General features: G+C 70.7%; 22 protein-coding genes. 12 read left to right on the top strand and 10 right to left on the bottom strand.

The features are described 5' to 3' along the window. Positions 1-88: 88 nt before the first annotated feature. Together STSP_RS25025 and STSP_RS25020 are read right to left on the bottom strand one after the other, a co-directional pair. A complete protein-coding gene (locus STSP_RS25025) occupies positions 89-772 on the bottom strand; it encodes a GNAT family N-acetyltransferase (protein ID WP_078067477.1) in 684 nt (227 codons plus the stop codon). Further along, complete coding sequence (locus STSP_RS25020; protein ID WP_067282371.1) at positions 762-2,936, bottom strand: penicillin acylase family protein; 2,175 nt, start codon at positions 2,934-2,936, stop codon at positions 762-764. The genes STSP_RS25025 and STSP_RS25020 overlap by 11 nt, the downstream gene beginning before the upstream one ends. A 287-nt stretch (positions 2,937-3,223) precedes the next feature. Between STSP_RS25020 and STSP_RS25015 the strand changes: the two genes are divergently transcribed. From STSP_RS25015 to STSP_RS25000, 4 genes are all read left to right on the top strand, one after another. Further along, entirely contained in the window at positions 3,224-4,777 is a 1,554-nt protein-coding gene (locus STSP_RS25015; protein ID WP_078067476.1) for an MFS transporter, read from the top strand. A gap of 109 nt (positions 4,778-4,886) precedes the next feature. Further along, complete coding sequence (locus tag STSP_RS25010) at positions 4,887-5,723, top strand: Cof-type HAD-IIB family hydrolase (protein WP_067282472.1); 837 nt, start codon at positions 4,887-4,889, stop codon at positions 5,721-5,723. Between the two features lie 156 nt (positions 5,724-5,879). Further along, positions 5,880-7,340 carry an RNA polymerase sigma factor gene (locus tag STSP_RS25005; RefSeq protein WP_067282369.1) on the top strand — a complete coding sequence of 487 codons (1,461 nt, stop codon included), beginning with the start codon at positions 5,880-5,882 and terminating at the stop codon, positions 7,338-7,340. Between the two features lie 158 nt (positions 7,341-7,498). Further along, positions 7,499-8,062 (top strand): hypothetical protein, encoded by a 564-nt coding sequence (locus STSP_RS25000; protein WP_067282368.1) that lies wholly within the window; start codon positions 7,499-7,501, stop codon positions 8,060-8,062. Between the two features lie 34 nt (positions 8,063-8,096). On the opposite strand, the gene STSP_RS24995 is transcribed toward STSP_RS25000, so the two are convergent. Continuing rightward, positions 8,097-10,178: a CocE/NonD family hydrolase gene (locus STSP_RS24995; protein WP_067282365.1), complete on the bottom strand. Its 2,082-nt coding sequence runs from the start codon at positions 10,176-10,178 to the stop codon at positions 8,097-8,099. A gap of 332 nt (positions 10,179-10,510) precedes the next feature. Between STSP_RS24995 and STSP_RS24990 the strand changes: the two genes are divergently transcribed. The 4 genes from STSP_RS24990 (at position 10,511) to STSP_RS24975 (ending at position 14,963) form a co-directional block, all read left to right on the top strand. Further along, positions 10,511-11,521: a polyprenyl synthetase family protein gene (locus STSP_RS24990; RefSeq protein ID WP_067282363.1), complete on the top strand. Its 1,011-nt coding sequence runs from the start codon at positions 10,511-10,513 to the stop codon at positions 11,519-11,521. A 264-nt stretch (positions 11,522-11,785) separates the two neighbouring features. After that, positions 11,786-13,054, top strand: a complete 1,269-nt coding sequence (locus tag STSP_RS24985; protein WP_067282360.1) for a LolA family protein — start codon at positions 11,786-11,788, stop codon at positions 13,052-13,054. Positions 13,055-13,099: 45 nt separating this feature from the next. Next, positions 13,100-14,068, top strand: coding sequence for an ABC transporter ATP-binding protein (locus STSP_RS24980; RefSeq protein ID WP_067282359.1), 969 nt, complete (start codon positions 13,100-13,102; stop codon positions 14,066-14,068). After that, entirely contained in the window at positions 14,055-14,963 is a 909-nt protein-coding gene (locus STSP_RS24975; protein ID WP_067282357.1) for an ABC transporter permease, read from the top strand. Before STSP_RS24980 ends, STSP_RS24975 begins: the two co-directional genes overlap by 14 nt. Before the next feature lie 34 nt (positions 14,964-14,997). Here STSP_RS24975 and STSP_RS24970 read toward each other — a convergent pair whose 3' ends face one another. Continuing rightward, entirely contained in the window at positions 14,998-15,480 is a 483-nt protein-coding gene (locus STSP_RS24970; RefSeq protein WP_067282356.1) for a VOC family protein, read from the bottom strand. Positions 15,481-15,501: 21 nt separating this feature from the next. Here STSP_RS24970 and STSP_RS24965 point away from each other — a divergent pair, with 21 nt between their 5' ends. Together STSP_RS24965 and STSP_RS24960 are read left to right on the top strand one after the other, a co-directional pair. Continuing rightward, the gene (locus STSP_RS24965; RefSeq protein ID WP_067282353.1) at positions 15,502-16,119 is read left to right on the top strand and encodes a CGNR zinc finger domain-containing protein; all 618 of its coding nucleotides are present in this window, start codon (positions 15,502-15,504) and stop codon (positions 16,117-16,119) included. 534 nt (positions 16,120-16,653) lie between these two features. Next, a complete protein-coding gene (locus STSP_RS24960) occupies positions 16,654-17,931 on the top strand; it encodes an amidase domain-containing protein (protein WP_067282351.1) in 1,278 nt (425 codons plus the stop codon). 211 nt (positions 17,932-18,142) lie between these two features. On the opposite strand, the gene STSP_RS24955 is transcribed toward STSP_RS24960, so the two are convergent. Further along, a complete protein-coding gene (locus STSP_RS24955; protein WP_067282348.1) occupies positions 18,143-18,472 on the bottom strand; it encodes a hypothetical protein in 330 nt (109 codons plus the stop codon). Further along, entirely contained in the window at positions 18,469-18,615 is a 147-nt protein-coding gene (locus tag STSP_RS40410; RefSeq protein WP_232789782.1) for a hypothetical protein, read from the bottom strand. The genes STSP_RS24955 and STSP_RS40410 overlap by 4 nt, the downstream gene beginning before the upstream one ends. Before the next feature lie 279 nt (positions 18,616-18,894). On the opposite strand from STSP_RS40410, the gene STSP_RS24945 reads away from it, so the two are divergent. Then, positions 18,895-19,137: a GntR family transcriptional regulator gene (locus STSP_RS24945; RefSeq protein WP_067282343.1), complete on the top strand. Its 243-nt coding sequence runs from the start codon at positions 18,895-18,897 to the stop codon at positions 19,135-19,137. Between the two features lie 3 nt (positions 19,138-19,140). On the opposite strand, the gene rarD is transcribed toward STSP_RS24945, so the two are convergent. Both rarD and STSP_RS24935 read right to left on the bottom strand, forming a co-directional pair. Continuing rightward, the gene (rarD, locus tag STSP_RS24940) at positions 19,141-20,106 is read right to left on the bottom strand and encodes an EamA family transporter RarD (protein ID WP_067282340.1); all 966 of its coding nucleotides are present in this window, start codon (positions 20,104-20,106) and stop codon (positions 19,141-19,143) included. 136 nt (positions 20,107-20,242) lie between these two features. Continuing rightward, positions 20,243-21,097, bottom strand: a complete 855-nt coding sequence (locus STSP_RS24935) for an SDR family oxidoreductase (protein WP_067282337.1) — start codon at positions 21,095-21,097, stop codon at positions 20,243-20,245. A gap of 109 nt (positions 21,098-21,206) precedes the next feature. On the opposite strand from STSP_RS24935, the gene STSP_RS24930 reads away from it, so the two are divergent. After that, entirely contained in the window at positions 21,207-21,614 is a 408-nt protein-coding gene (locus STSP_RS24930; protein WP_067282335.1) for a winged helix-turn-helix transcriptional regulator, read from the top strand. A 90-nt stretch (positions 21,615-21,704) separates the two neighbouring features. Here STSP_RS24930 and STSP_RS24925 read toward each other — a convergent pair whose 3' ends face one another. Together STSP_RS24925 and STSP_RS24920 are read right to left on the bottom strand one after the other, a co-directional pair. Next, complete coding sequence (locus STSP_RS24925; RefSeq protein WP_067282333.1) at positions 21,705-22,778, bottom strand: 2-oxoacid:ferredoxin oxidoreductase subunit beta; 1,074 nt, start codon at positions 22,776-22,778, stop codon at positions 21,705-21,707. Next, entirely contained in the window at positions 22,771-24,720 is a 1,950-nt protein-coding gene (locus tag STSP_RS24920) for a 2-oxoacid:acceptor oxidoreductase subunit alpha (protein WP_067282331.1), read from the bottom strand. The genes STSP_RS24925 and STSP_RS24920 overlap by 8 nt, the downstream gene beginning before the upstream one ends. Positions 24,721-24,850: the final 130 nt, after the last annotated feature.

The raw sequence follows: 24,850 nt of genomic DNA, 5'->3' as shown, positions 1-24,850 counted from the left end.
TTGCAGGCGATAGGCAGTGCGTTTCCTGTGCGGGACGGAGTCCGCGCCGCCGCCTCCTCACCCCGGAGCCGACCGTGCTCCGCCCGGCTCAGCGGCGGCCCTCGAAGGTCTCCCGGCTCAGGAACACCAGCTGCGCCCGCTTCTCCGGCAGGTCGATCTGGGGCCCGCGTATGAAGCCCTGCCGGACCAGGCGCGTGATGGCCTTGTCGTTGCGGGCGTCGGGTTCGGCCACGATCCGCTGCCGGCCCGGGACCGACAGCACGAAGGCGAGAAAGACGGAGAGGAGGGTGCCGGTGAATCCCGGCTCCTGGGCGCCGCCCGAAGGACCCACCATGAGATGTATGCCGAAGTCGCCGGGCTGGACGTCGTAGCACTCGCCGACCGGGTCGGACTCCGGTTCGTACGTCTGGAAGAGCGCGACCGGCTTGTCGTCCCGGTGGATCAGGTACGCGTGGTGCGTGGTGAGGGAGTCCAGGTACGCGTAGATCTCCAGGACGCGCTCCCGGCCGACGTCGCGCATGCCCCAGAAACGGGCGCGCTCCTCGGAGACCCAGTCGTGGATCAGGTCGATGTCGCCGGCCGGATCCACCGGTACGACGCGGACCGTGCCGAAGCCGTCGACCGTCTGCTCGTACACGGCGTCTCGGGAACGGACCGGGTACTCGACAGGGGAGGCGGAAGGGGACTCGACTGAGGTGGTGACAGGGGACTCGACATGGGTGGCGGTGACAGGGGACTCGACGGGGGTGTCAGCGGGGGACTCAGCGGTCATGACTCTCCTCGGTCAGAAGGTTCCAGTCGGTGGTCACGGGGGCGAGTTCGCCTTGGAGCCACAGCGGCAGCTGGTCGCGGTGGTGGGCGTCACCGGGTACGCCGGAGGCCCCGAAGGGGACGACCCAGAGGCTGTCCTCGCGGCGCCCGAGGTCCCAGACGTAGCGCGCGGCGGGGCCGCGTGCGCTGTGGTCCGTGACGCCCGGAACGCTGGAGGTGGCCAGCACACAGTCGTGGTCGCCGGACAGGCCCGGCCACTGCTCGCCCGTCGCGTCGGGCAGGGCCTGCCAGGGTGCGAGGCGGTGCATCTCGCTCCATGGCACGGTTTCCCCTCCGGCGGCGGTCACGTCGGCGGCCACCTCCTCCAGGGCCGCTCTGACGACGTCGGTCCTCAGCCGGTCGGTTCCCTCGACGCCAGGGATCCGACGTGACGTCAGCAGGGCTTCCAGTGCGTAGGCGACCCGCGGTACCAGGGCGAGCCAGGGCTGGAAGATCGCGGGATACGGCGGGGGCTCGCTCAGGCCGGACAGGGCCGGATGAGCCGCCAGCCGCCGCACCACCGCCGCCCGCACGGCCGCGTATGCCGTCGCGTCGGTGCTCGCGGCATCCATCCGGCGGTCCCAGCGCAGCAGTCGCTCACGCAGCCGCGCGGCCTCCGGGCTGAGCCTCTCAAGCCCTTCCGGCAGCCCCTCCGTCCCCGCCAGCCCCTCGAGCACGTCGATGAGAGCCCGGGCGGAAGCCAGATGGGTGTCGGTGTGGATCGCCGCCATGTCCTTGCCGGACCAGGACGCCGACGCGTCGAGGAGCTGCCGGATCCTCCGCTGTCGGTGCGGTGGCGCGAACTCCACGCCGAGCGGCCCCGCGAGACCCCGCTGGTTCGCCATGACGGCGACACCGTCGACGTCCTCGCGCGGTGGCTCGTGCCAGCCGAGCCACTCGTGCCCGGGCTCCCAGGCCGGCACGACCCGCAGCATGTTGTCCCGGTGGCGGCGCGGCACCGCACCGGCGACGCGGTGCAGCAGCCCGCCCTCGGTGTCCGCGGCCTGCACGACGTTGACGGGCTCGGCCCACTGGTCGAAGGCCCGGTCCACGTCGGCGACGCTCCTGGCCCTCAGCAGCGCGGGCAGCGCGCCGAAGCCGAGGTCCTCGCGGACGCGCGGGGGGTAGCGGAGGCTGATGGCCACAGAATCGTCCGGGCCGCCGATCACGACCGGGCCGCGCTCGGTCTCGATGACCTCGACCGCGACCGGATCGCCCCCGGCGACCTCGATCGTCTCGAGGGGGACCGAGGCGGGGCGCCAGCCGTTGGGACCGAGCGCCTCGACCCCGGCCCCGACCTCGACCCCGGCCCCGACCTCGACCCCGGCCCCGACCCCATGCCCATGGTCCCCGCGGCGCCGGAGCTGTTCCCGGTAGAGGTCCTGGTAGTCGGCCATGGCGTTGGTGATGGCCCAGGCCACCTGCCCGGTGTGCCCGAAATGGCCGATGCCCGGGACGCCCGGCACGGCCAGCCCGACCACGTCGAACTCCGGGCAGGCCAGGCGTATCTGCTGGTAGACACCCGGATCCTCGATGAATCGGTGCGGGTCGCCCGCGATCAGGGCGGCCCCGGTCGCGGTGCGGTCGCCGGCGACGAGCCAGCCGTTGCTCCCGGACGTGCCGGGCCCGTCGGTGGCGAACAACTCGATCGCCTCGGCGCCGAGCCTGCGGGCGACCTCCTCGCGGAACAGCTTGGTGGGGAAGCCCGCGAACAGGATGTGCGTGGACAGCCAGACACCCAGCGGCGTCCACGGCTGCCACCGGCCGGGCGCCAGCCCGGTGGCCTCGAACTCCGGCGCCCGCCGGGCGCCCTGGCCGAGGCCGTCGTTGACCCCGTCGACGTAACTCCTGATCCAGGCGGCGGTGTCCGCATCGAGCCGGTCCAGCCTGTCGAAGCAGCGCCTGGCGGTGTCGTCCAGTCGCGCCTGCCGGGCGAACCGGTCCCAGCCGACGGCGTCGGCACCCAGGAAGGCGGCCGTCGTCCCCTGCGACCGGTGCCGCTCGACCTCGATCTGCCACGCCCGGTCCAGGGCGGCGTTCCGCCCCTGGGCATAGGCGAGTTCGAGCGCGCTGCCGGCGCGCAGATGGGGGATCCCCCACGCGTCCCGGTAGACCTGGATGCTCACACCACTTCTCCATCCCTTTCGGCCTCTGGGTGAGGCTGACCGTCGTACGGAAGAGCCGGGTGGATGTGGTCCGTCGAGCCGTGTGGGGCCGGCGAGCAGGCGCCGCCCACCGCGTTCTACTTCGGTTAGGTTAACCTAACTTCGCGCGCCGTCCAGTAGCCCTCAGGAGCCGGACGAACAAGAGCCGGACGAGTCAGAAGAGAAGACGCTGTCATGTATCGAGCCCGCATACATCGAGCCCGAAGCGCAGACGACCTGCTCCGACGCGGCCCGCTCGGCGCGCAGTCGTGACCGCGGCCGCCGACACGGCCGCCGACGGGTCCACCGCGGCCCCGGCAGCTGCCCGGCTTCCCGCGCGGTGGCTGATCCTCGCCGTGATCTGCCTCGCCCAGCTCACGGTGGTGCTCGACAACACGGTCCTGAACGTCGCGATCCCCACCCTCAGCAGGGATCTCGACGCGACGACCGCCGACATCCAGTGGGTCATCAACGCGTACTCGCTCGTCCAGGCCGGACTGCTGCTCGCCGCGGGCAGCGCCGCCGACCGGTACGGCCGCAAGAGGCTGCTGCTCGCCGGGCTCGCCCTGTTCGGCGTCGGGTCGCTGGCGGCCGGACTCGCCCAGTCCAGCGGCCAGTTGATCGCCGCGCGGGCGGGCATGGGCGTCGGCGGCGCGCTGCTGCTGACCACCACGCTCGCCGTCGCCATACAGATATTCGACGCCGAAGAGCGTCCCAAGGCGATCGGTGTCTGGGCCGCGGTGAACGCCCTCGGCTTCGCGGCCGGGCCTCCCGTCGGCGGGCTGGTGCTCGCCCACTTCTGGTGGGGCGCGATCTTCCTGATCAACATCCCCGTCGTCGTGCTCGCACTCGTCGCCGTCCGGGCCCTGGTGCCCGAATCCAGGAACCTCAGCGGGCACCGCCCCGACCTGCTCGGCGCACTGCTGTCCACCGTCGGCATGGCCGCGGTCGTCTACGCGATCATCTCGGGGCCCGAGCACGGCTGGAGCTCCGGCCGGGTGCTGCTTCCGGCCGCAGGGGGCGTACTCGTACTCGGCGCGTTCGCGCTGTGGGAACGCCGTGTCCCGTATCCCATGCTGGACATGGAGTTCTTCCGGGACCGGCGCTTCGTCGGGGCGGTCGCGGGCGTGGTCCTCATCACCTTCGGCAGCGGCGGCACGCTCTATCTGCTGACGCAGGAGCTGCAGTTCGTCCGCGGGTACGCGCCGCTGGAGGCGGGCCTGCGCATCGCGCCCTTCGCGCTGACCGTCGTCGCTCTGAACTCCGTGGGAGTCTCGGCGAGGCTGATGCGCCGCCTCGGCCTGCCGCTGTCGATAGCCGTCGGTATGGCGCTGCTGGCCGCCGGTTTCACCGTCGCCGCCCTGCCGTCCACCGACGGCTACGGCGTGCTGCTGCTCGGTCTCGTCCTCATGGGCGCGGGCTGCGCGCTCGCCAACCCGGCCATCGTCGAGGCGGTGATGGGTGCCATCCCCCCGGAGAAGGCAGGGGCGGGCGCCGGGGTTGACGGCACCATGTCCGAACTCGGCACCAGCCTGGGCGTCGCCGTCCTGGGCGCCGTCATGAACGCCCGGTTCACGGCCCTTCTGCCAGCCGCCGTCGCCGGCGCGGGCTCCCTCCCGGCCGCTCTGGCCGCCGCCGGGACGGACGACGCCGAACGCGGTGCCGTCATGGACGCCTTCACCTCCGGCATCGAGACCAGCCAGCTCGCGGGTGCGGCGGCGGTCCTCGTCGGCGGCTGTGTGGCGGCGCTGCTGCTGCGCAGGGCGGAGCGGCCGGGGCCGGACGCCCCGGCGAAGGCGAAGGCGGAGGCCGAGGCCCAGTAAGGAAGACTGAGGCGGACGAAGCCGACGGCCCACTGTGGTGCGGATGTGACTGAACTGAAGCTACGCATCCCGTGGGGCCGATGAGCCGATGGTCCGTATTCTCAGGCTCATGGCCGCACCCATCGCACCCCTCGTACCCCTCGTCGTACCCCCCGCATATGCGCTGATCGCCACAGACCTGGACGGAACGCTGCTCCGCGGCGACGACACGCTCTCCGACAGGTCACGGGACGCGCTGGCGGATGCGGTCGCCGCCGGCGCCCAGCACCTGGTGGTGACCGGACGCCCGGCGCCGCGCGTACGGCCGCTGCTCGACGACCTCGGCTGCCGCGGGCTGGCCGTATGCGGGCAGGGAGCACAGCTGTACGACGCGGGAGAGGACCGCATGGTCTGGTCGGTGACCCTGGACCGCGAACTGGCGGAGACGGCGCTCGGCAAGATCGAGGCGGAGGTCGGCGAGGTCTACGCGGCCGTGGACCAGGACGGGGTGGACGGCCTCACGCTCATCGAGCCCGGCTACCGGATGCCGCACCCCCTGCTCCCGGCGGTCCGCGTGGACCGGCGGGACGACCTGTGGACCGAGCCCATCAGCAAGGTGCTGCTGCGCCACCCATGGCTGTCGGACGACGAGTTGGCGGCGGCGGCCCGGCAGGCCGTCGGCTCGCTGGCTGCGGTGACGATGTCCGGCCCCGGCACCGTCGAGCTCCAGCCGTGCGGCATAAACAAGGCGACCGGTCTGGCACTGGCGGCCGAACGCCTGGGCCTGGCCCCGTCCGGCACGATCGCGTTCGGCGACATGCCCAACGACATCCCCATGTTCCACTGGGCCGCCCGCGGCGTCGCCATGGCCAACGCACACGACGACCTCAAGGCGGTGGCCGACGAGGTGACCCTGTCGAACGAGGAGGACGGGATCGCGGTGGTGCTGGAGCGGTTGTTCGGATGATTTTCTGGGCAATGTCGCTCGCGTGACCTGCAGACAAGTTCGTCGCCCGCCAGTACCCCCGTTATCCGTCAGCTTGCGCCGAAGCCGTCACCGAGGCGGGTGCAGAAACGTTACCCTTCTGCAGGGTTGTTGGTGGAACTCCCCAGGGGTGGACCGATGACGGTGGGTGTCCAGGACGGCATTGACGGATGCGGGCCGGACGAAGCAGTGCGCTGGCACGCGGTGGTGCAGCAGCGGGAAGCCCTGCTGCGGATCGCCCGTCCACGCACGGCCACCGTGGAGGACGCCGAAGACGTGGTGCAGGAGGCGATGATCCGCGCAGTCGAGTCCTACCGCGGTGACGCGGAAGGGCTTGCTCCGTGGCTTGTGCGTGTGACGGTGCGGCTGTGCACCGACACGCATCGGCAGCGCATCCGTGAGCATCGCAGATGGTCCCGCCTCCCCGCCTCCCTGGATGCGGCGTCCTTCGACGAGCGGGTGTGCGATCAGGCGGAGGCCGCGTGGGCGGCGGAGGCGATGTCACGACTGCCCACGCGTCAGGCCAGGGCTCTGCGGCTGCGAGCGGAGGGCCTCACGGTCTTACAGGTGGCCGGGCGGCTCGGGGTCAGCTACCGGACTGCCGAGTCGTTGCTGGCCCGTGCGAGGAGCACGCTGAAGGCCGTGCTGGCATCGGCGCTGGGGCTGGTCGTCGTGTGGTGGAGATGGGCGGCGGACGCGGCCCGGCTCGCCCCCGCATACCCGGCTGTCGCCGCCACGACGGCCGCGACCGCGACGGCGATGGCCGTGATGGTCGTCATCGCACCCGTGCCGGCGACGGTGGAACCGGCGCCGCAGCATCTACGGCCGAGCGTACTGCCCGCGGAAACCACCGCCGCTGTGAGCTCCGGCCCCTCGCCGTTTCCGGTTCCGTCCGGGTACGCGCCCGTGTCCCCGCACGCCTCTGTGTCGCTGTCACCGGCGTCCGTACCGTCGGCCTCGGTGGCGGCCGCCTCGGGGAGCGGGGAGTCCGGGGACAAGGGCGAGTCGCAGGACAAGGACGAGTCGAAAGACGACGGCGAGTCGAAAGGCCACGTCAGGTCCGAAGGCAAGGGCGAGTCGCAAGGCAAGGGGAAGTCCGAAGGCAAGGGCGAGCCGAAAGGCAAGGGGAAGTCCGAAGGCAAGGGCGAGTCCAAAGGCAAGGGCAAGCCCGGAGACAAGGGCAAGCCCGCGGGCGGGGGCAAGCCTGCCGACGGAGGCAAGCCCGCGGACAAGGGGAAGCCCGCCGACGGAGGCAAGCCCACGGACAAGGGCAAGCCCTCCGACGGAGGCAAGCCAGGAGGGCCCGGCAGCCCCGCCGATCGGGGCAAGCTCCCCGTCGCCGGTCTCGCCCCCCAGCTGACCATCCCTCCGACACCCGGGCGAGCCGGCGGAGGACCCATGGCCGTACCGCCGATGGCTGTACCGCCGAACGCCCCGCCCCCGCTGCCCGGGAAGGCCATGGCACCGGCCGGCCCCCGCGGCACCGAATCCGCGGATCGGCAACCCCATCGCGCCGAGAACGCCGCCCTCGGCAACGGCGGGGGAGGCATGCCGATGCAGACCAAGACGGCCTGGGCCCGCCCCTCCCGCCCCTGTTGAACGACGCCGTCTTGCCGCCCATAACGGTGGTAATGCCGTGATGTGATGCCGTGTCACAAAAAAACAGGAGTGTCTACCGGCGGACGCGCCCTCCCGCTGCGTGAACAGAGGACACGACACCCGTCGTGTCCTCGTCCAACGCAGCCCGGCAGGAGAGCATGAGCAGAGTCCGGTCCTCGCAGACGTCGACGCCCAGTTCACCGTCGCCCCACCAGACCGTATGGGCCCGAACCCGTGTCGACCACGGCTGTTTCCTCCTCTACGACGCCCCTGCCTGCCACCAGGACGACGGTCTGCGGCTGTGGCGGGACGAGGACTACCGCAGGATGCTGGTCTGCACGTCCTCCGGTCTGGTCGCACGCAGCGCCGTCTCGGACATCCGTCACGCATCCGTGAGCCTCGAGGTCTACGACTCCGAGCCCGTCATCGCCGCCGAGTGGGCCGCGTACGAAGCCATGGAATGCGATTTCGCGCTGCTGGAGAGCCAGGAACTCCAGTTGCAGAACCTCATGGGAGACAACGTGGCCACCGTGTGGCTCGGTCGGCGAGGCGTCTGGCGCGTGCGCGCTCATCGACGGTCACCCCGGCACCGGGACGCCGTCGACCATCAGGAAGAGTGGCTGTTCCAGCTCTGGCCGACCCCCGGTTCCCCGGTCGGCCCGGCCGGGATCGCAGCCATCGGAGGCCTGACGTGCCGCGTGCTCCCTCCCGGCTCCTGTTAGCGAGGGTCAGCCCGCGTTCCGTGGGATGCGTGGATCAGCCCGCGTTCCGTGGGATGCGGCGTTCCCACGTCCGGTGGAACACCACCTCGTCCCCCTCACGGCACACCACCTCGTCCGACGTGCTGAAGGACGTCGCGTCGCAGGCGATCTCCGAACGCGTCTCGATCCTCACGTCCCAGGGCAGCTCCGGCCGGTGCAGCCGGAGCGACCAGTCCGAGCGGGTGCGGGCCGAGAGCGGGCCGGATTCGTTGATCGTGTACGTGTCCACGGCGTCCTCCGTGAATTCGAGGCCGTCCGGGTAGTCGCGAGTGCCGCCGTAGCGTGGGTTCACCTCGAGGCGCCACTCGCCCTGGGCGACATCGCGTACGACGAGGCGTTCCGGGCGCTGTCCGTCCAGGGTCAGGGGGATGACGACGCCCAGCGGCTCCGACTGCTCCGGTTCGGCGAAGGTGATGGCGTCGACCGTGACCTCGCGGACCGGGAGTTCGAGCGTGCTGCCCGCCGGGTCCAGCACGAAGCCCGCCTCGGAGCCGGGCTGCGGCCAGATCCAGGGCCAGTACGCGGACGAGACGGCGAGCCGGATGCGGTGGCCGACCTCAAAGGCGTGGCCGATGCCGTTCAGTTCGACGTCGACGTCCTCGGTCGTGCCCGGGGTCCACTCGACGGCCTTGTCCCGGCCCCGCCGCGCCGAGAAATTGAGCACACCCCGGGTGACCAGCGTCGACGCGCCGTCCGGCGCCACATCGCACAGGCGGGCGACCACCTGTCCCCGGGGCGTCGGCGAGGTGAGCCGCAGCCGGACCCGCGGCCGCCCCAGGATCCACGTCTCCTGCTCGACCGCGAAGTCGAAGCACACCGACTTCCCGTCCTCCTCGCGCTGGTCCGGCGGCAGGTCCGCGTCGTCGCCCGAGGGGCGGAAGCGGCCGGCGTCCAGGCCGGTGTGCAGGGGCGACCGTACGAGGACGGGGGCCGCGTCCTCGGCCCGGGTCCCCGGAGACCCCGGCGTGCCTTCAGGTCCGGTGCTCGGGGCCCTTCGTGATCGAGTCCCCGCGTCCGCCAGCCCGTACGACACGAAGCCGACGTTCGGCGAGGGCCACGACGGGTCGCCCACCCAGCGCCCCGGCAGCTCCTCGTACACCGTCGCCGGCGGATGGGAGTCGCTGATCCAGGAGCGCAGCTTCGGCTCCGCAGACGCGCCCGGGCCGATGCCCTTCAGATGCCGGTCCCACCAGCGCAGCGTCTCCTGCAGGAAGCCGATCGCCGGGCCCGGAGGCAGCCCCCGGTCCGGGTACTGGTGCGGCCAGGGGCCGATCAGCCCCCGCACCCGGTCGTCCGGAAGGTGCCCCAGGTGCTCCACCAGCCGCAGGACCGTGTCGCGGTACGGGTCGTGCCAGCCGCCGACCGCGAGGACGGCGGCCCTGATCGAGCCGTAGTCCTCGCAGACGCTGCCGTGCCGCCAGTAGGCGTCCCGCGTCTGGTGGCCCAGCCAGGTGTGGACGAGGGGCTCGACGGCCTCCAGGCGCCACAGCCACGTCTCGCGCCATGCGTCACCGGCGTACAGCGGGTCGGGCGGTAGCGCCTCGGAGGCGAGCATCGCCGCGGCCCGCGCGTGCATGTCCACGGCGAGGACGGAGCCGCCCGAGTAGTGCACGTCGTTGTCGTAGCGGTCGTCGGAGGAGCAGACGGTGACGACCGCCTCGAGCGGCTCAGGTGCGAGGGCCGCGATCTGGAGGGCGTTGCAGCCGCCCCAGGAGATGCCGAACATGCCGACCCGGCCGCTGCACCAGGGCTGGGCGGCCAGCCACTCGATCACCTCGACCCCGTCGGACAGTTCGACGGGCGAGTACGCGTCGCCGGGCATGCCCTCCGAGTTGCCGTGTCCGCGCACGTCCACCCGCACGGACGCGTATCCGTGGCCCGCGTACCAGGGATGCCGCTGCCAGTCGCGGGGCGCCGTGCGGTCGGTCAGCCGGTGCGGGAGGTATTCGAGCAGCGCCGGTACGGGCTCGTCGGTCATCGGGCGCCACACGCGCGCGTACAGCCGCGTTCCGTCCGACAGCGGAATCCGGACGTCCTGGTGGGTCGTCTCGTACGGAAAGGAGGTGCGGATCTTCATGGGCGGACCTCGGTGGCGGAACTCCGGCGGCCACTTCTGCGTATGACGTGTGAGGGGCCGGACCTGTGTGACGGACCTGAGGCGTCCGGGCGAGGGCTTCGAAGATGCAGAGCGGGCGTTTGGGGTATTTGGGGACGTATATGGATGATCACGAACATACCGGGGGAGGTCGCACGGCGCCCGGCTTGGACAGGCAGGCGCTCACTGTGATCGAAAGACGACCGGATACGCTGACTCGAGTGATGGCAGCGACAGATCGACAAACAAAGCGACAAACCGTGTCATCGCCCATGTGACCGACCTTGTGATCGTCAGCAGACAGGAGATCCCTCGTGACCGTCGTCGGGCCGTTCGGGCTGAGCGTGCGGGACCAGGCTCTCGAAGCCGATGTCCAGGCCGGATTGGCGGCTGTCGAGGAGGGCCTCCTCGAGGCCACCAAGAGTGAGGTCCCGTTCATCACGGAGGCCGCACAGCATCTGGTGCGCGCGGGCGGAAAGCGGTTCCGCCCGCTGCTCGTGATGCTCGCCGCGCAGTTCGGCGACCCGTATGCGCCGGGTGTCGTGCCCTCCGCCGTGGTCGTCGAGCTCACGCACCTCGCGACCCTCTACCACGACGACGTCATGGACGAGGCCGACGTGCGCCGCGGCGTCGCGAGCGCCAACAGCCGCTGGGGCAACTCCGTCGCGGTCCTGACCGGCGACTTCCTCTTCGCCCGCGCCTCGCACATCCTGGCGGACCTCGGTCCGGAGGCCGTCCGCATCCAGGCCGAGGCCTTCGAGCGCCTGGTCACCGGGCAGATCCTGGAGACCGCGGGACCGCGCGACGGCCGCGACCCCGTCGAGCACTACCTGGACGTGATCGGCGGCAAGACGGGCTCGCTGATCGCCGTGGCGGGTCGTTTCGGCGCCATGATGTCGGGCGCCGACGAGACGGTCGTGGACGTGCTGACCCAGTACGGCGAGCGGCTCGGCGTCGCCTTCCAGCTGGCCGACGACGTCCTGGACATCGCCTCCGACACGCGCGAGTCCGGCAAGACGCCGGGCACGGATCTGCGCGAGGGCATCCCGACGCTGCCGGTGCTGCGGCTGCGCGAGCGCGCGGAGCGGCTCGGCCTGCCCGAGGACATCGCCCTGTGCGAGCTCCTCGACTCGGACCTCAGCGACGACGCCCGCCACGCAGAGGCGTTGGCCAAGCTGCGCGTCCACCCAGCGCTGGAGCAGGCCCGCCGGGACACCGTGAGGTACGCGGAGGAGGCGCGGTCCGCGCTCGCCCCCCTGCCGGAGTGCGATGCGAAGGCGGCGCTGGTGGAGCTGTGCGACGCGGTGGTGCACCGGGCGGGCTGAGGCCGTTTCCCCGGTTCATCGCCCCTGACGGCCCCTCAGGGACACAACGGCGGCGCCTCCCCCTACGGGACGGGGGAGGCGCCGCCGTCGTATGTCATACCGCAGGAGTACACGGAGTTGAGTCCCGGGTCTGACGCTTCCTCGTGGCCGATTTGGTCAGATGGACCACACCACTTCACAGCACTTCGGGTGAGAATGGCGGCGCGGAGTGGACGAGTACAGGGACAGGGAAGGCCGCCGCCGAACCACGGAGGTAGGGCACAGATGGCACCGTACGAATCCGGCAAGACGTCAGCGGAGGGGGCCGCCGCGGAGGTCGAGGACCTGCGCGCGGGCCGCCGCAGGGCCGCGCGCTACGTGGTCCCGGTCGCGGTCGTGGGGGTGGCGGCGGCGACCATCGGGCTCGTCCCGGCGCTCGCCGACTCCGGTGACCCCGATCTGCCGAAGATCAGCGCCCAGGAACTCATCGAGAAGATCGCCGCGTCGGATGTGCAGCAGCTCTCCGGCACGGTGAAGATCAGCACCGATCTCGGGCTCCCCGCGCTGGGCGACATCGCCGGCGGCTTCGCGCCCGGGGCCGGCCCGAGCGGCGACGGCAGCGGCTCGTCCGCCGATCCCCAGGCCAAGTTGATGGAGCTCGCGTCCGGGACGCACACGCTGCGCGTGGCGGCCGACGGCCCCGACAAGCAGAAGCTGTCGGTCCTCGACGACGCGTCCGAGTACAGCGTGATCCGCAACGGCGACGAGGTGTGGGCGTACGACAGCGCGTCGAACGAGGCGTTCCACGCGACGGGCGCAGCGGAGCACGCCGAGAAGGGCGACAAGGGCGGCAAGGGCGCGCCGGAGGACGTCCCGGCCACGCCCAAGGAGCTGGCCGATGAGGCGCTGAAGGCGGTCGACGACACGACGTCGGTGACGGTCGACGGCACCGCGCAGGTCGCGGGCCGCGATGCGTACAAGCTGGTCATCAAGCCGAAGCAGTCCGGCTCGACGGTCGGCGCGATCTCGGTGGCGGTGGACGCGAAGACCGGTATGCCGCTGAAGTTCACGCTGACTCCGGCCAGTGGCGGCGCCGCCGTCGTCGACGCGGGCTTCACCAAGGTCGACTTCGGCAAGCCGGCCGCGTCCACGTTCGACTTCAGCCCGCCCAAGGGCACCAAGGTCACCGAGGGCGACGAGACGAAGTCCCAGGAGTCCCACGGGTCCCACGACAAGGCGCCCAAGCCGGGCGAGGGCCTCGAGGACGGGATGACCGGGCTGAGCGGCATGAAGGTCATCGGGGAGGGCTGGAGCTCCATCGCCGAGTTCGAGCTGCCGGGCGGCCAGGGCCTGCCGTCGGCCGGCTCGGGCGATGTCGCGCCGGAGGCGCAGCAGCTGCTGGGCGCGCTGGGCGACAAGGTCTCCGGCAAGTTCGGCTCCGGCACGGTCTTCTCGACCCGCCTGGTCAACGCCCTCGTCACGGACGACGGCAAGGTCTACGCGGGCGCGGTGACGAAGGACGCGCTGGTGAAGGCGGCCGACGCGGCGAAGTAGTCCGCAGGACGAGGAACGGTACGGCACAAGCAGGTGGGGAGAACCATGGACGAACTGTCCGCCGCGGAAAGGGACACGGGCGCGGTGATCGCCACCCGCGCGCTCACCAAGCGCTACCGCGGCGGGCAGCTCGCCGTGGACGGGCTCGACCTGACCGTCCCGGAGGGCAGCGTCTTCGGCTTCCTCGGGCCGAACGGCTCGGGCAAGACCACCACCATCCGCATGCTGATGGGCCTGATCGAGCCGACGTCCGGCTCGGCCCGGGTCCTCGGCCGCCCCATGCCCCGCTCCACACGCGCCGTGCTCCCGCACGTGGGCGCGCTCATCGAGGGCCCCGCGCTCTACGGCTTCCTGTCCGGCCGCGACAACCTGCTGCGGTACGACGCGGCGGACCCGACCGCCGATCCGCGCACCCGCCGGGCGCGCGTCGCCGCCGCCCTGGACCGGGTGGGCCTCACGGCCGCGGCCGGCAAGAAGGCGAAGGCGTACTCGCTCGGCATGAAGCAGCGCCTCGGGCTGGCGGCCGCGCTGCTGCAGCCCAGGCGGCTGCTCGTCCTCGACGAGCCGACCAACGGCCTCGACCCGCAGGGCATGCGGGAAATACGTGCCCTGGTGAGGGAGTTGGCGTCGGACGGCACGACCGTCTTCCTCTCCTCGCACCTCCTGGACGAGATCGAGCAGGTGTGCACCCATGCGGCCGTGATGGCCCGCGGCCGGCTGATCACGCAGGGCCCGGTCGCCGAGCTCGCGGCGGGCGCGCGCGGCCGTCTCGTCGTGACGACCCCGGACCCGGGTGACGCGGCTCGCGTACTGAAGGAGCAGGGCGTGACGGACGTCGTCGTCACGGACGACCGGGCGACGGGCGAGCCGCCGGAGCCGCCGCGCGATCTCGCGGAGGTGAACGCGGCGCTGGTCACGGCCGGTGTGCGGGTGCGCGGCTTCGGCCTGCAACGGGCCTCGCTGGAGGACGCGTTCGTGGCGCTGACGGGGGAGGGCTTCGATGTCGCAGGCTGAGGACACGTCCGTACGCGTGACGGAAACCAGGCCGACCGCCCCCGCCGCACGCTCCGTACGACGGCTGTGGACCCTCGGCCTGTTCCGCAGCGAGCTGACGACCACGTTCCGCCGCTGGCGCACCCTGGCGCTCCTCGGCGTGCTCGCGGCCGTGCCGGTGCTCGTCGGCATCGCCGTGAAGATCGAGACGAGCGACGGCGGCGGAACCGGCCCGGGCGGTGGCGGCCCGGCGTTCATCGCGCAGATCACCAACAACGGCCTGTTCCTGGTGTTCACCGCGCTGGCCGCGACGCTGCCGTTCTTCCTGCCGATGGCGATCGGCGTCATCGCGGGCGACGCGATAGCGGGCGAGGCGAACGCGGGCACGCTGCGCTATCTGCTGGTGGCCCCGGCGGGCCGTACGCGACTGCTGCTCACCAAGTACGCGACCACGATGGCGTTCTGCCTCGTCGCGACCCTTGTCGTGGCGGTGTCCGCGCTGACCGTGGGCGCACTGCTGTTCCCGCTCGGCGATCTCACCACGATCTCCGGGACGCGGATCGGCATGGGCGAGGGGCTGCTGCGCGCGCTGCTGATCGCGCTGGTCGTCGCCGCGTCACTGACGGGTGTCGCGGCGCTCGGCCTCTTCGTCTCGACGCTGACGAACAGCGGCATCGCGGCGATGGCGACGACCGTCGGCCTGCTGATCACGGTCCAGATCCTCGACCAGATCCCCCAGCTGCACGCGATCCAGCCGTACCTCTTCTCGCACTACTGGCTGTCCTTCGCCGATCTGATGCGCGACCCGGTCTACTGGGACGACCTGACGCGCAACCTCGGGCTCCAGGCCGTCTACGCGGCCGTGTTCGGCTCGGCGGCCTGGGCGAGGTTCACGGCGAAGGACATCACGGCGTAGCGGCTGCCGGACGACGCAGAGCGCGTCGGGCGGCTCACTGGACGCAGAACTCGTTGCCCTCCGGGTCCTGCATGACCACCCACTCGCCCGCCGGTTCCTTGACCCGGCGCTGCACGGACGCGCCCAGCCCCGCCAACCGCTCGACCTCGGCGTCCAGTTGCCCGTCCGCGGAGTGGACGTCGATGTGGAGCCGGTTCTTGACGGTCTTCGATTCCGGCACCCGCTGGAAGAGGATCCGGCGCCCGAGCCCGATGCCGGACTCCTCGTCGTACGGGTCGTCCGGGTGCCGTACCGCAATGAGATCCCGCCAGGCGCGCCGGCCGCGGAACTCGAGCGTGAGGGATTCGGGGGCGACGCCCAAGCCGAGGAGCCGTTCGATCTGGGCGTTGTTGTCCTCGACCTCGTACCCGAGGGCCTCGGCCCAGAAGACGGCCTGGGCATGGGGGTCGGCGGCGTCGATGACGAGCTTCCAGTGGAGGGCCGGCCGGTGCGGGGTCTGCTCGGTCTGCTGGGTCATGTAACCACTTATACTGGTTACATGGATGAGCGGGCAACGGCACAGCCGGAACCGGGCCTCACGTTGCACACGCCGGGGGGCCGCCCCTACCGCTTCGACCCCGGCGCGCTCTGCCTGGAGCTGCTGCCGACGGGCGGCCCGGGAGCGTATGCGCGCCACGAGGTGCTGCACGGACCGGCCGACCTCATCCGCTGGGCGGCCGCGAGCCGGCTGCCCGACGGGCTCGACCTGACCGTCACGGAGGCCGAGGTGGCTGCGGCCCGCGCACTGCGCGACGCCCTGTGGTCGCTCACTGCCGACCGTGCTCACGGCCGGGCCTCTGACCTCGCCGTGCTGGAGGTGGTCAACGCGGCTGCCGCCGGCCCCCCGCTCATCGCGCGCATCGCCCCGGACGGCACGCGCGCGTGGGCACCCGGCGCCACCGGCACCCGGCTCGTGTCGACCGTGGCCCGGGACGCGGTCGACCTGTTCACGGGCCCGTACGCCCACCGGATACGCGAATGCGCCGCCCACGACTGCCTCCTGCTCTTCGTGGACACCTCGCGCCCCGGCCGCCGCCGCTGGTGCGCCATGGAGAACTGCGGCAACCGCCACAAGGTTCGGGCCCACCGCGGCAGGGCGCGGGAGCCCGGTCCGTAGGGCGGGTGAGGACGCGTCCGAAGACATCTGACGCCTGCGCACTCTCCGCCATTCGGCTTGGCGTGACGACTGACGAGATCACGTTGCTCGACCATCAACGCGAGCCCGTTCAAGAGCGCCGTAGTCGAGCACGGCGCCCGCCTCGGCATCGACGTCGAGGTCGCCCAGCATGAGCCCGACGGGAGAGGGTTCGCGCCGGAGCCCAAGGGTGGGTGGTCACCTGGGCACCCTGATTCGCCACTGCCAGTGCGGGTGCTCACCCCCTGGAGAGGGCTTCGTTCCACGAGTGGTGGCGAGTGGCTCCGCTTGCGCGGCCGCTGTGTGGGGATCTGCACGGGGTCAGCCCGCTGATGCCCTGGTGGTGTGGGTAACTCGCTGTGAGAATTGGGCTGTTCTTTACGCAACGTGAGAAGCCGTAGCACCGGCCTCGACGGGGGATTTCGCGACGCGGTGCCGTCGCTATCAGCAGTTGTCTGCACGCCTGCCTCCGTCGCGCCCACCAGCAGCAGTCGGACGACAGAGAGGCATCGTCGGATGAGAACGCGCACAAGAGGTCCCCTGATCACCCTTGGCACGGCCCTGGTCCTGCTGACGCCGGTGGCACCCGCCAGCGCTGCGACCCTCCCCGGCGACCTGGATATCGGCATCGAGATCGGGCAGGACGGCAAGTTCCTGGATATCTCCCTCACTCTAGGCCAGCGCCGACAACTCGTCGTGGACCTGGCGAAGGAGTACCTCGTCGCCCGCGACGAGGGCTGGAAGACCCCGGAGGGGCCTGGCCCCGCGATGGCCGCGATCGAGACGGAAGGGGCCGAAGTCGGCGAGCAGCCAGCCGCGTTCGCGAGGGGCCCGGCCACCTGGGCGGCCGAGGCCGAGGCCGAGGAGGGCCTGCTCGCCACCGGGGTGGACACCGGCTTCTTCGACGGCGAGGACGTGACGTTCGACGGCGACACCGCCACCGTCACTCTCACCTCTGGCACCGCCCTGGCCTGGAACGACAGCACGCTCGGCGAGTCGAGCCTGAGCGACACCTACATCGTCGAACTCGTGCGTGAAGGCCGCACCTGGACCATCACCGAGGTCTCCTACGCTCCGGTCGAGTCCACGGCGGCCCCGACGGACGACGCGGAGTCGGAGGCAGCGGACGACGGCATCGGCCTGCTGGCCGCGCACAGCTACGACCGTCAGGCCGCGGCGGAGTACGCGCTGGAGTGGTCGAACTTCAAGAGCGATCGGTTCGGTAACCACGTCTGGGAAGCGCGCAACCCCGACTACGAGGATCTCGGCAGCACCAACTGCGCGAACTTCGTCTCCCAGGCCCTGTATGCCGGAGGCTGGACCAAGAACGAAGGTGTCAACCCGAAGGACCCGGAGAACTGGGACGACAACCTCACCGGCTGGGGCATCGGGGCCAGCAGGACCTGGGTCAACGCCAACTGGCTCTACGACTTCACCGTCGAGCACGCCAAGCGCGGCTACTGGCAAAACATGTGGCCGCCGTCGGACCCGACGACCGGGCCGGGCTCGCCGGACTTCGCCATCTGGGAGCTCGAACCCGGTGACCTGATCTTCACCGACTGGGACGACGACAACCCCGACGGCACGATGGATCACACCATGATCGTCACTGGGAGCTACACCGACAACCAGGGCTTCACAGAGCCCACCTACTCGCAGAACTCTCCCAACCGCCACAACCTGCCACTCAGCGTCGGCATGAAGATGGCCCACGTCGGCATGGTCGACGACCAGGGCGAACCCAGGACCATCGTCTACACCCCCGTGAAGCTGTACGACACCTTCGAGGACTGACCGGCCCCGATCACCGCCCCGGGAGGCCGGCCTCCCGGGGCTCGCTCGAATGTGATGCGTTGGAGTGTGCCTGGCAAGAAGACGCCGAGTCCGGCGGATCGCCCAGGCAGGCGATGGGCAGATATGGGCCAGCTCCGGCGGCTGTGGCCTGGCTTTGCCGAGGTCGCGAGTGGCCCGGATCTGCCATTCCGACTCCGCTGTGTCAGGGAACTTACGGCTCGTGCCGCAGGCTGACGCTCAGCGCCTCGCCCAACGCCGTTGCGACATCGGTGGTTGGCAGTCGTTCGCCGCGCAGTTCCGCGACCTTCACCGCCTCGGCTACCGCATGAGCCAGGTACTTGACGGCTACGCGGAGTTCGGCGAGTGAGACGTAGGGATCTTCTGCCAGGGCCGTCGCCCGTTTCGCGTCCTCCTGTGCAGTGAGCAGCATGCTTGCTTCCATGGCGTCGGCGATGCCGTTCACGATGCCGTCTCCAGGCGTCACGAACGCGTTCCCGCCGTTCTCGGCGTTCCAGGGGAGCCGTCGCAGATGGTTGATCATGCCGACACCGCCGGGACGTAGTCCTGACCGAGCGTCGCGAGCGCCAGAGCCCGTCGCCGTTCCCGCTGTTGCCACCGTTCCTGCTCCCGCTCGGCGTGGAGCAGATACGGGCGGACGAGAGGCAGTCCGTCAGCGTGGATCACGTCGTCGTCCAGGCGCCGATGCCGCGCGGAGCGCGGCGGACAGGGGACGGTTCGGCCTGGCGCCGTCGGCACGGCGCAGGCCCGCCGCTTTCCGCGAGGAGGCAGGAAGAGGGTCAGGATCCATTCGAGTAGGGTTCGCATTCGTCGGCACGCTCCTAGTTCGTGTCGGCCATGCCCCGGGGGTGTTCCCGCACCCGCCGGGGTCCCTTCATTGAGCAGCATACGCGCATACGCGCATACGCGGTCGCCCGATTTCGCGAAGACGCATACGTTCGATCCATGGATCTTGACCGTGGCAGGCCGGTGTGGCCGCAGGTGGCCGATGAACTGAGGCGCCGCATCGAGGCCGGTACCTATGCGGCGGGTGACCGCTTCCCTGCCGTGGTTGAGCTTGCCGCAGAGTTCGACGTTGCAGCGTCCACGGTTCAGAAGGCCGTAGCGGCACTCCGTGCTGAAGGGAAGCTCCGCACCGTGCTGGGGCAAGGGTCGTTCGTAGCCGACCTGCCTGCCAAGGGCGCGTAGCCGTCAGGCGGTCTGCTCCCGCGCCGCGGCGGAATCCGCGGTGCGCTGGGACGGCGTACGGCGCAGCGCCTCCGCCTGCGTGCGCGTCCGCCGCGCTGTCCGGAGCGCGTCCCACGTGAGCGTGGCCAGTGCCAGCCACACCAGCGAGAACCCCGCCCAGCGCTCCGGCGGCATGGCCTCGTGGAAGTAGAGGATGCCCAGCAGGAACTGGAAGACCGGCGCCAGGTACTGCAGCAGGCCCAGCGTGGACAGTGGCACCCGGATCGCGGCCGCGCCGAAGCACACCAGGGGAGCGGCCGTCACGATGCCGGTCGCGGCCAGCAGCGCCGCGTGGCCCGCGCCCTCGGCCCCGAACGTGGCTTCCCCCTGCGAGCCGAGCCACAGCAGAAAGCCCAGCGCGGGCAGGAACTGGATCGCCGTCTCGGCGGCGAGCGACTCCAGGCCGCCGAGGTTGACCTTCTTCTTCACCAGGCCGTAGGTCGCGAACGAGAAGGCGAGGAGGAGCGAGATCCACGGCAGCTGGCCGTAGCCGATGGTGAGCACCACGACCGCCGCGAACGCGATGCCGACCGCGGCCCATTGGGCGGGCCGCAGGCGCTCCTTCAGTAGCAGGACGCCCATGGCGATGGTGACCAGCGGATTGATGAAGTAGCCGAGGGACGCCTCGACCACGTGGCCGGCGTTCACGGCCCAGATGTAGACGCCCCAGTTGACGGTGATGACGGCCGCGGCGACCGTGATCAGCCCCAGCTTCCGGGGCTGCCGGATCAGCTCGCCGGCCCAGGCCCAACGCCGTATCACCAGCAGCGCGACGCCCACGACGCCGAGCGACCACACCATGCGGTGCGCGAGGATCTCGCTCGCCGCGGCGGGCTTGAGGAGGGGCCAGAAGAGGGGGACGAGCCCCCAGGCCCCGTATGCCGCGAAGCCGTTCAGCAGACCTATCCGCTGCTCGCTCTTCGACTTCACGGGACCTCCTCCGGGCACGGCAACTCCACGAAGGTAACGCCGAAAGCCCCGCCTGTCATGCCCGTATCGCTATACGGTCATGACAGGCGGGGCTGGTCCCCGAGGAGGCGGGGTCGTGGGGCCCGGAGGCCGAGGGTCAGCCCTTGAGCGCGGCGGCGATCGAGTCCGCGATCGGCGTGGTCGGGCGGCCGGTCAGGCGGGACAGGTCGCCGCTGGTGACGGCCAGCTCGCCCTTCTCGATGGACGCGTCCACGCCCGCCAGGATCTGGGCGAACATCTCGGGCAGCCCCGCCCCGGTCAGGATGCCGACAAGGGCCTCAGCCGGAACCGCGTTGTAGACGATCTCCTTGCCGGTCTGCTTGCTCAGCTCGGCGGCGTACTCGGCGAAGCTCCACGCGGTGTCGCCGCTCAGCTCGTACGTCGTGTTCTCGTGGCCCTCACCGGTCAGTACGGCGACGGCGGCGGCCGCGTAGTCGGCGCGCGCGGCGGAGGCGACCCGGCCGTCACCGGCGGCTGCGACCACGGCGTTGTGCTCGAGGACGGGCGCGAGCTGCTCGGTGTAGTTCTCGTTGTACCAGCCGTTGCGCAGCAGGACGTACGGCACACCCGACTCGAGGATCGCCGCCTCGGTGCCCTTGTGGTCGTCGGCCAGGGCGGCCGTCAGGGTGCCGGGAGCGCTGGTGTACGCGAAGAGCGCGACACCGGCCGCCTTGGCGGCCTCGAGGACGACCTTGTGCTGGCCGACACGGCCCTTGTCGAACTCGTTGCCGGAGATCAGCAGCACCTTGTCGCCGGCGGAGAACAGGCCGTCGAAGGTCTCGGGGGCGTTGTAGTCGGCGACCGCGATCTTCACACCGCGGGCCGCGAAGCCGGCGGCCTTCTCCTCGCTGCGGACGACGGCGGTGATCTGGTCGGCCGGGACCTTCTCCAGCAGGCCTTCGATGACGAAACGGCCGAGGTTTCCGGTGGCTCCGGTGACGACGATGCTCATGACTGACAACTCCCGTAAGTGCGGTTCGCGACTCTTTACGCGGTCTGGCACTCACCTTACGGGTGGCACTAACTCCTCGAAAGTACCCACTTTGAAGTAAGGTACTTGCATGGCCGTAAGTACCGATGTCTCAGCAGTCAGCAGGACGGCAGCCGGCAAGTACAACGTCGACGGCGAAGCCCTCTGCCCGTACCGCCTCGTCCTGGAGCACGTCACCAGCCGCTGGGGCGTGCTCGTCCTGATCGAGCTCCTGGAGCGCTCGTACCGCTTCAGCGAGCTGCGGCGCGCCATCGGCCGCGTCAGCGAGAAGATGCTCACGCAGACCCTGCAGACCCTGGAGCGGGACGGTCTCGTCCACCGGGACGCGAAGCCGGTGATTCCCCCGCGCGTCGACTACTCCCTCACGGAGCTCGGCCGCGAGGCCGCCGAGCAGGTACGGGCATTGGCGATGTGGACCCACGAGCGGATGGACGACGTGACGAAGGCCCGCCAGGCATACGACGAGGCCCACTCCTGAGCCACGCCATGGCCACCTCCCGGCCACCACGCGACGAGGCCCGGACCTGAGCGTTTCAGGTCCGGGCCTCGTGTCGCGAAGCGGCGGCGATCAGCCGACGACCGTCCAGGTGTCGCCCCCGGCGAGCAGCGCCGCCAGGTCGCCCTTGCCGTTCTGCTCGATGGCGGTGTCCAGCTGGTCGGCCATCATCGTGTCGTAGACCGGCCGGTCCACGGACCGGAAGACGCCGATCGGGGTGTTGTGCAGGGTGTCCGGGTCGGCGAGCCGGGACAGCGCGAACGCCGTCGTCGGCGACGCGGAGTGCGCGTCGTGGACCAGGATCTGCGACTCGTTCTCCGGCGTGACCGTGACGACCTTCAGATCGCCGGTGGCCGCGTCCCGGACGACGCCCTTGGCGTTGTCGCGGCCGAAGCGGATCGGCTGCCCGTGCTCCAGGCGGATCACCGCCTCTTCGGCCTGCTGCTTGTCCTTGAGGGCGTCGAAGGCGCCGTCGTTGAAGATGTTGCAGTTCTGGTAGATCTCCACCAGCGCCGTGCCCGGGTGGGCGGACGCCTCGCGCAGCACGCTCGTGAGGTGCTGGCGGTCGGAGTCGACCGTGCGCGCCACGAACGAGGCCTCGGCGCCGATCGCCAGGGACACCGGGTTGAAGGGCGCGTCGAGCGAGCCCATCGGCGTCGACTTGGTGATCTTGCCGACCTCGGAGGTGGGCGAGTACTGGCCCTTGGTCAGGCCGTAGATCCGGTTGTTGAACAGCAGGATCTTGAGGTTGACGTTGCGGCGCAGCGCGTGGATCAGGTGGTTGCCGCCGATCGACAGCGCGTCACCGTCACCCGTGACGACCCACACCGACAGGTCGCGACGCGATGAGGCGAGGCCGGTCGCGATGGCCGGGGCGCGGCCGTGGATCGAGTGCATCCCGTACGTGTTCATGTAGTACGGGAAGCGGGAGGAACAGCCGATGCCGGAGACGAAGACGATGTTCTCCTTCGCCAGGCCGAGCTCGGGCATGAAGCCCTGCACGGCGGCGAGGATCGCGTAGTCACCGCAACCGGGGCACCAGCGCACTTCCTGATCGGACTTGAAGTCCTTCATGGACTGCTTGGCCTCGGCCTTCGGCACCAGCGAAAGCGCTTCGATGGTCCCTCCGGTGGTGGTCTCAGGCATCGATGGCCTCCTTGAGAGCCGTGGCGAGCTGCTCCGCCTTGAACGGCATTCCGTTGACCTGGTTGTGCGAGTGGGCGTCGACCAGGTACTTCGCCCGGATCAGGGTGGCGAGCTGACCGAGGTTCATCTCGGGGATCACCACCTTGTCGTAACGCTTCAGGACATCGCCGAGATTCCCCGGGAACGGGTTGAGGTGGCGCAGATGGGCCTGGGCGATGCTCTCGCCCGCCTTGCGCAGCCGGCGCACGGCGGCCGTGATCGGCCCGTACGTCGAGCCCCAGCCGAGGACCAGCAGCTTCGCGTCCCCGGTCGGGTCGTCGACCTCGATGTCCGGCACGTCGATGCCGTCGACCTTGGCCTGGCGGGTGCGGACCATGAAGTCGTGGTTCGCCGGGTCGTACGAGATGTTGCCCGTGCCGTCCTGCTTCTCGATGCCGCCGATGCGGTGCTCCAGGCCCGGCGTGCCCGGGACCGCCCACGGGCGGGCCAGGGTCTGCGGGTCGCGCTTGTACGGCCAGAAGACCTCGGTGCCGTCGTCCAGCGTGTGGTTCGGGCCCTGCGCGAACTGGACCTGCAGGTCGGGCAGCTCGTCGAGCTCCGGGATGCGCCACGGCTCGGAGCCGTTGGCGAGGTAGCCGTCGGAGAGCAGGAACACCGGAGTGCGGTAGGTCAGCGCGATCCGGGCCGCCTCGATGGCGGCGTCGAAGCAGTCGGCCGGGGTGCGCGGGGCGACCACCGGGACCGGCGCCTCGCCGTTGCGGCCGTACATGGCCTGCAGCAGGTCCGCCTGCTCGGTCTTGGTCGGCAGGCCGGTGGACGGGCCGCCGCGCTGGATGTCGACGATCAGCAGCGGCAGCTCGAGGGAGACCGCCAGACCGATCGTTTCGCTCTTGAGCGCCACACCCGGGCCGGACGTCGTGGTCACCGCGAGCGAACCGCCGAAGGCGGCACCGAGCGCGGCACCGATGCCCGCGATCTCGTCCTCGGCCTGGAAGGTCCGCACGCCGAAGTTCTTGTGCTTGCTCAGCTCGTGCAGGATGTCCGACGCCGGGGTGATCGGGTACGAGCCCAGGTACAGCGGCAGGTCCGCCTGGCGAGACGCGGCGATCAGTCCGTAGGACAGCGCCAGGTTCCCGGAGATGTTCCGGTACGTGCCCGTCGGGAACGCCTTCGTCGCCGGGGCGACCTCGTAGGAGACCGCGAAGTCCTCGGTCGTCTCGCCGAAGTTCCAGCCCGCACGGAACGCGGCGATGTTCGCCTCGGCGATCTCCGGCTTCTTGGCGAACTTGGTCCGCAGGAACTTCTCGGTGCCCTCGGTCGGGCGGTGGTACATCCAGCTCAGCAGGCCGAGCGCGAACATGTTCTTGCTGCGCCCCGCGTCCTTGCGCGAGAGATCGAACTCCTTCAGCGCCTCCACCGTCAGGGTGGTCAGCGGCACCGGGTGCACGCTGTAGCCGTCCAGCGAGCCGTCCTCCAGCGGGGACGTCTCGTAGCCGACCTTCTGCATCGCGCGCTTGGTGAACTCGTCCGTGTTGACGATGATCTCCGCGCCGCGCGGCACATCGCCGATGTTCGCCTTCAGCGCGGCAGGGTTCATCGCGACCAGCACGTCGGGGCGGTCGCCCGGCGTGAGGATGTCGTGGTCGGCGAAGTGCAGCTGGAACGACGACACACCCGGCAGGGTGCCTGCGGGGGCGCGGATCTCGGCGGGGAAGTTCGGCAGCGTCGACAGGTCGTTGCCGAAGGATGCCGTCTCCGAGGTGAAGCGGTCGCCCGTGAGCTGCATACCGTCGCCGGAGTCGCCCGCGAACCGGATGATCACGCGGTCGAGACGGCGTACTTCCTTGTCGCCCGTCGCCCCGGCCTCGGACAGCGGCGTGCGCTGCCCACCGACAACGGTCCCGTCGGCCTGCTCGGCTGGGCTACTGACCTGGCTGGTCACTGAACTGGACCTCCCTCGAGGCGGCTCGTACGAGGCGGCCGGCCGACCGGCCTCCCCATAGCCCACCCTACGTCGGTAAGGGTGTCCTTCCCTGGACCGTTCGCATGGTGGACGCACTTTTGAGATGATC

The organism is Streptomyces jeddahensis (assembly GCF_001642995.1).
Lineage (GTDB): Bacteria > Actinomycetota > Actinomycetes > Streptomycetales > Streptomycetaceae > Streptomyces > Streptomyces jeddahensis.
Note: the sequence above shows the minus strand (reverse complement) of the source record. Positions and strands in the feature narration are given on the sequence as shown.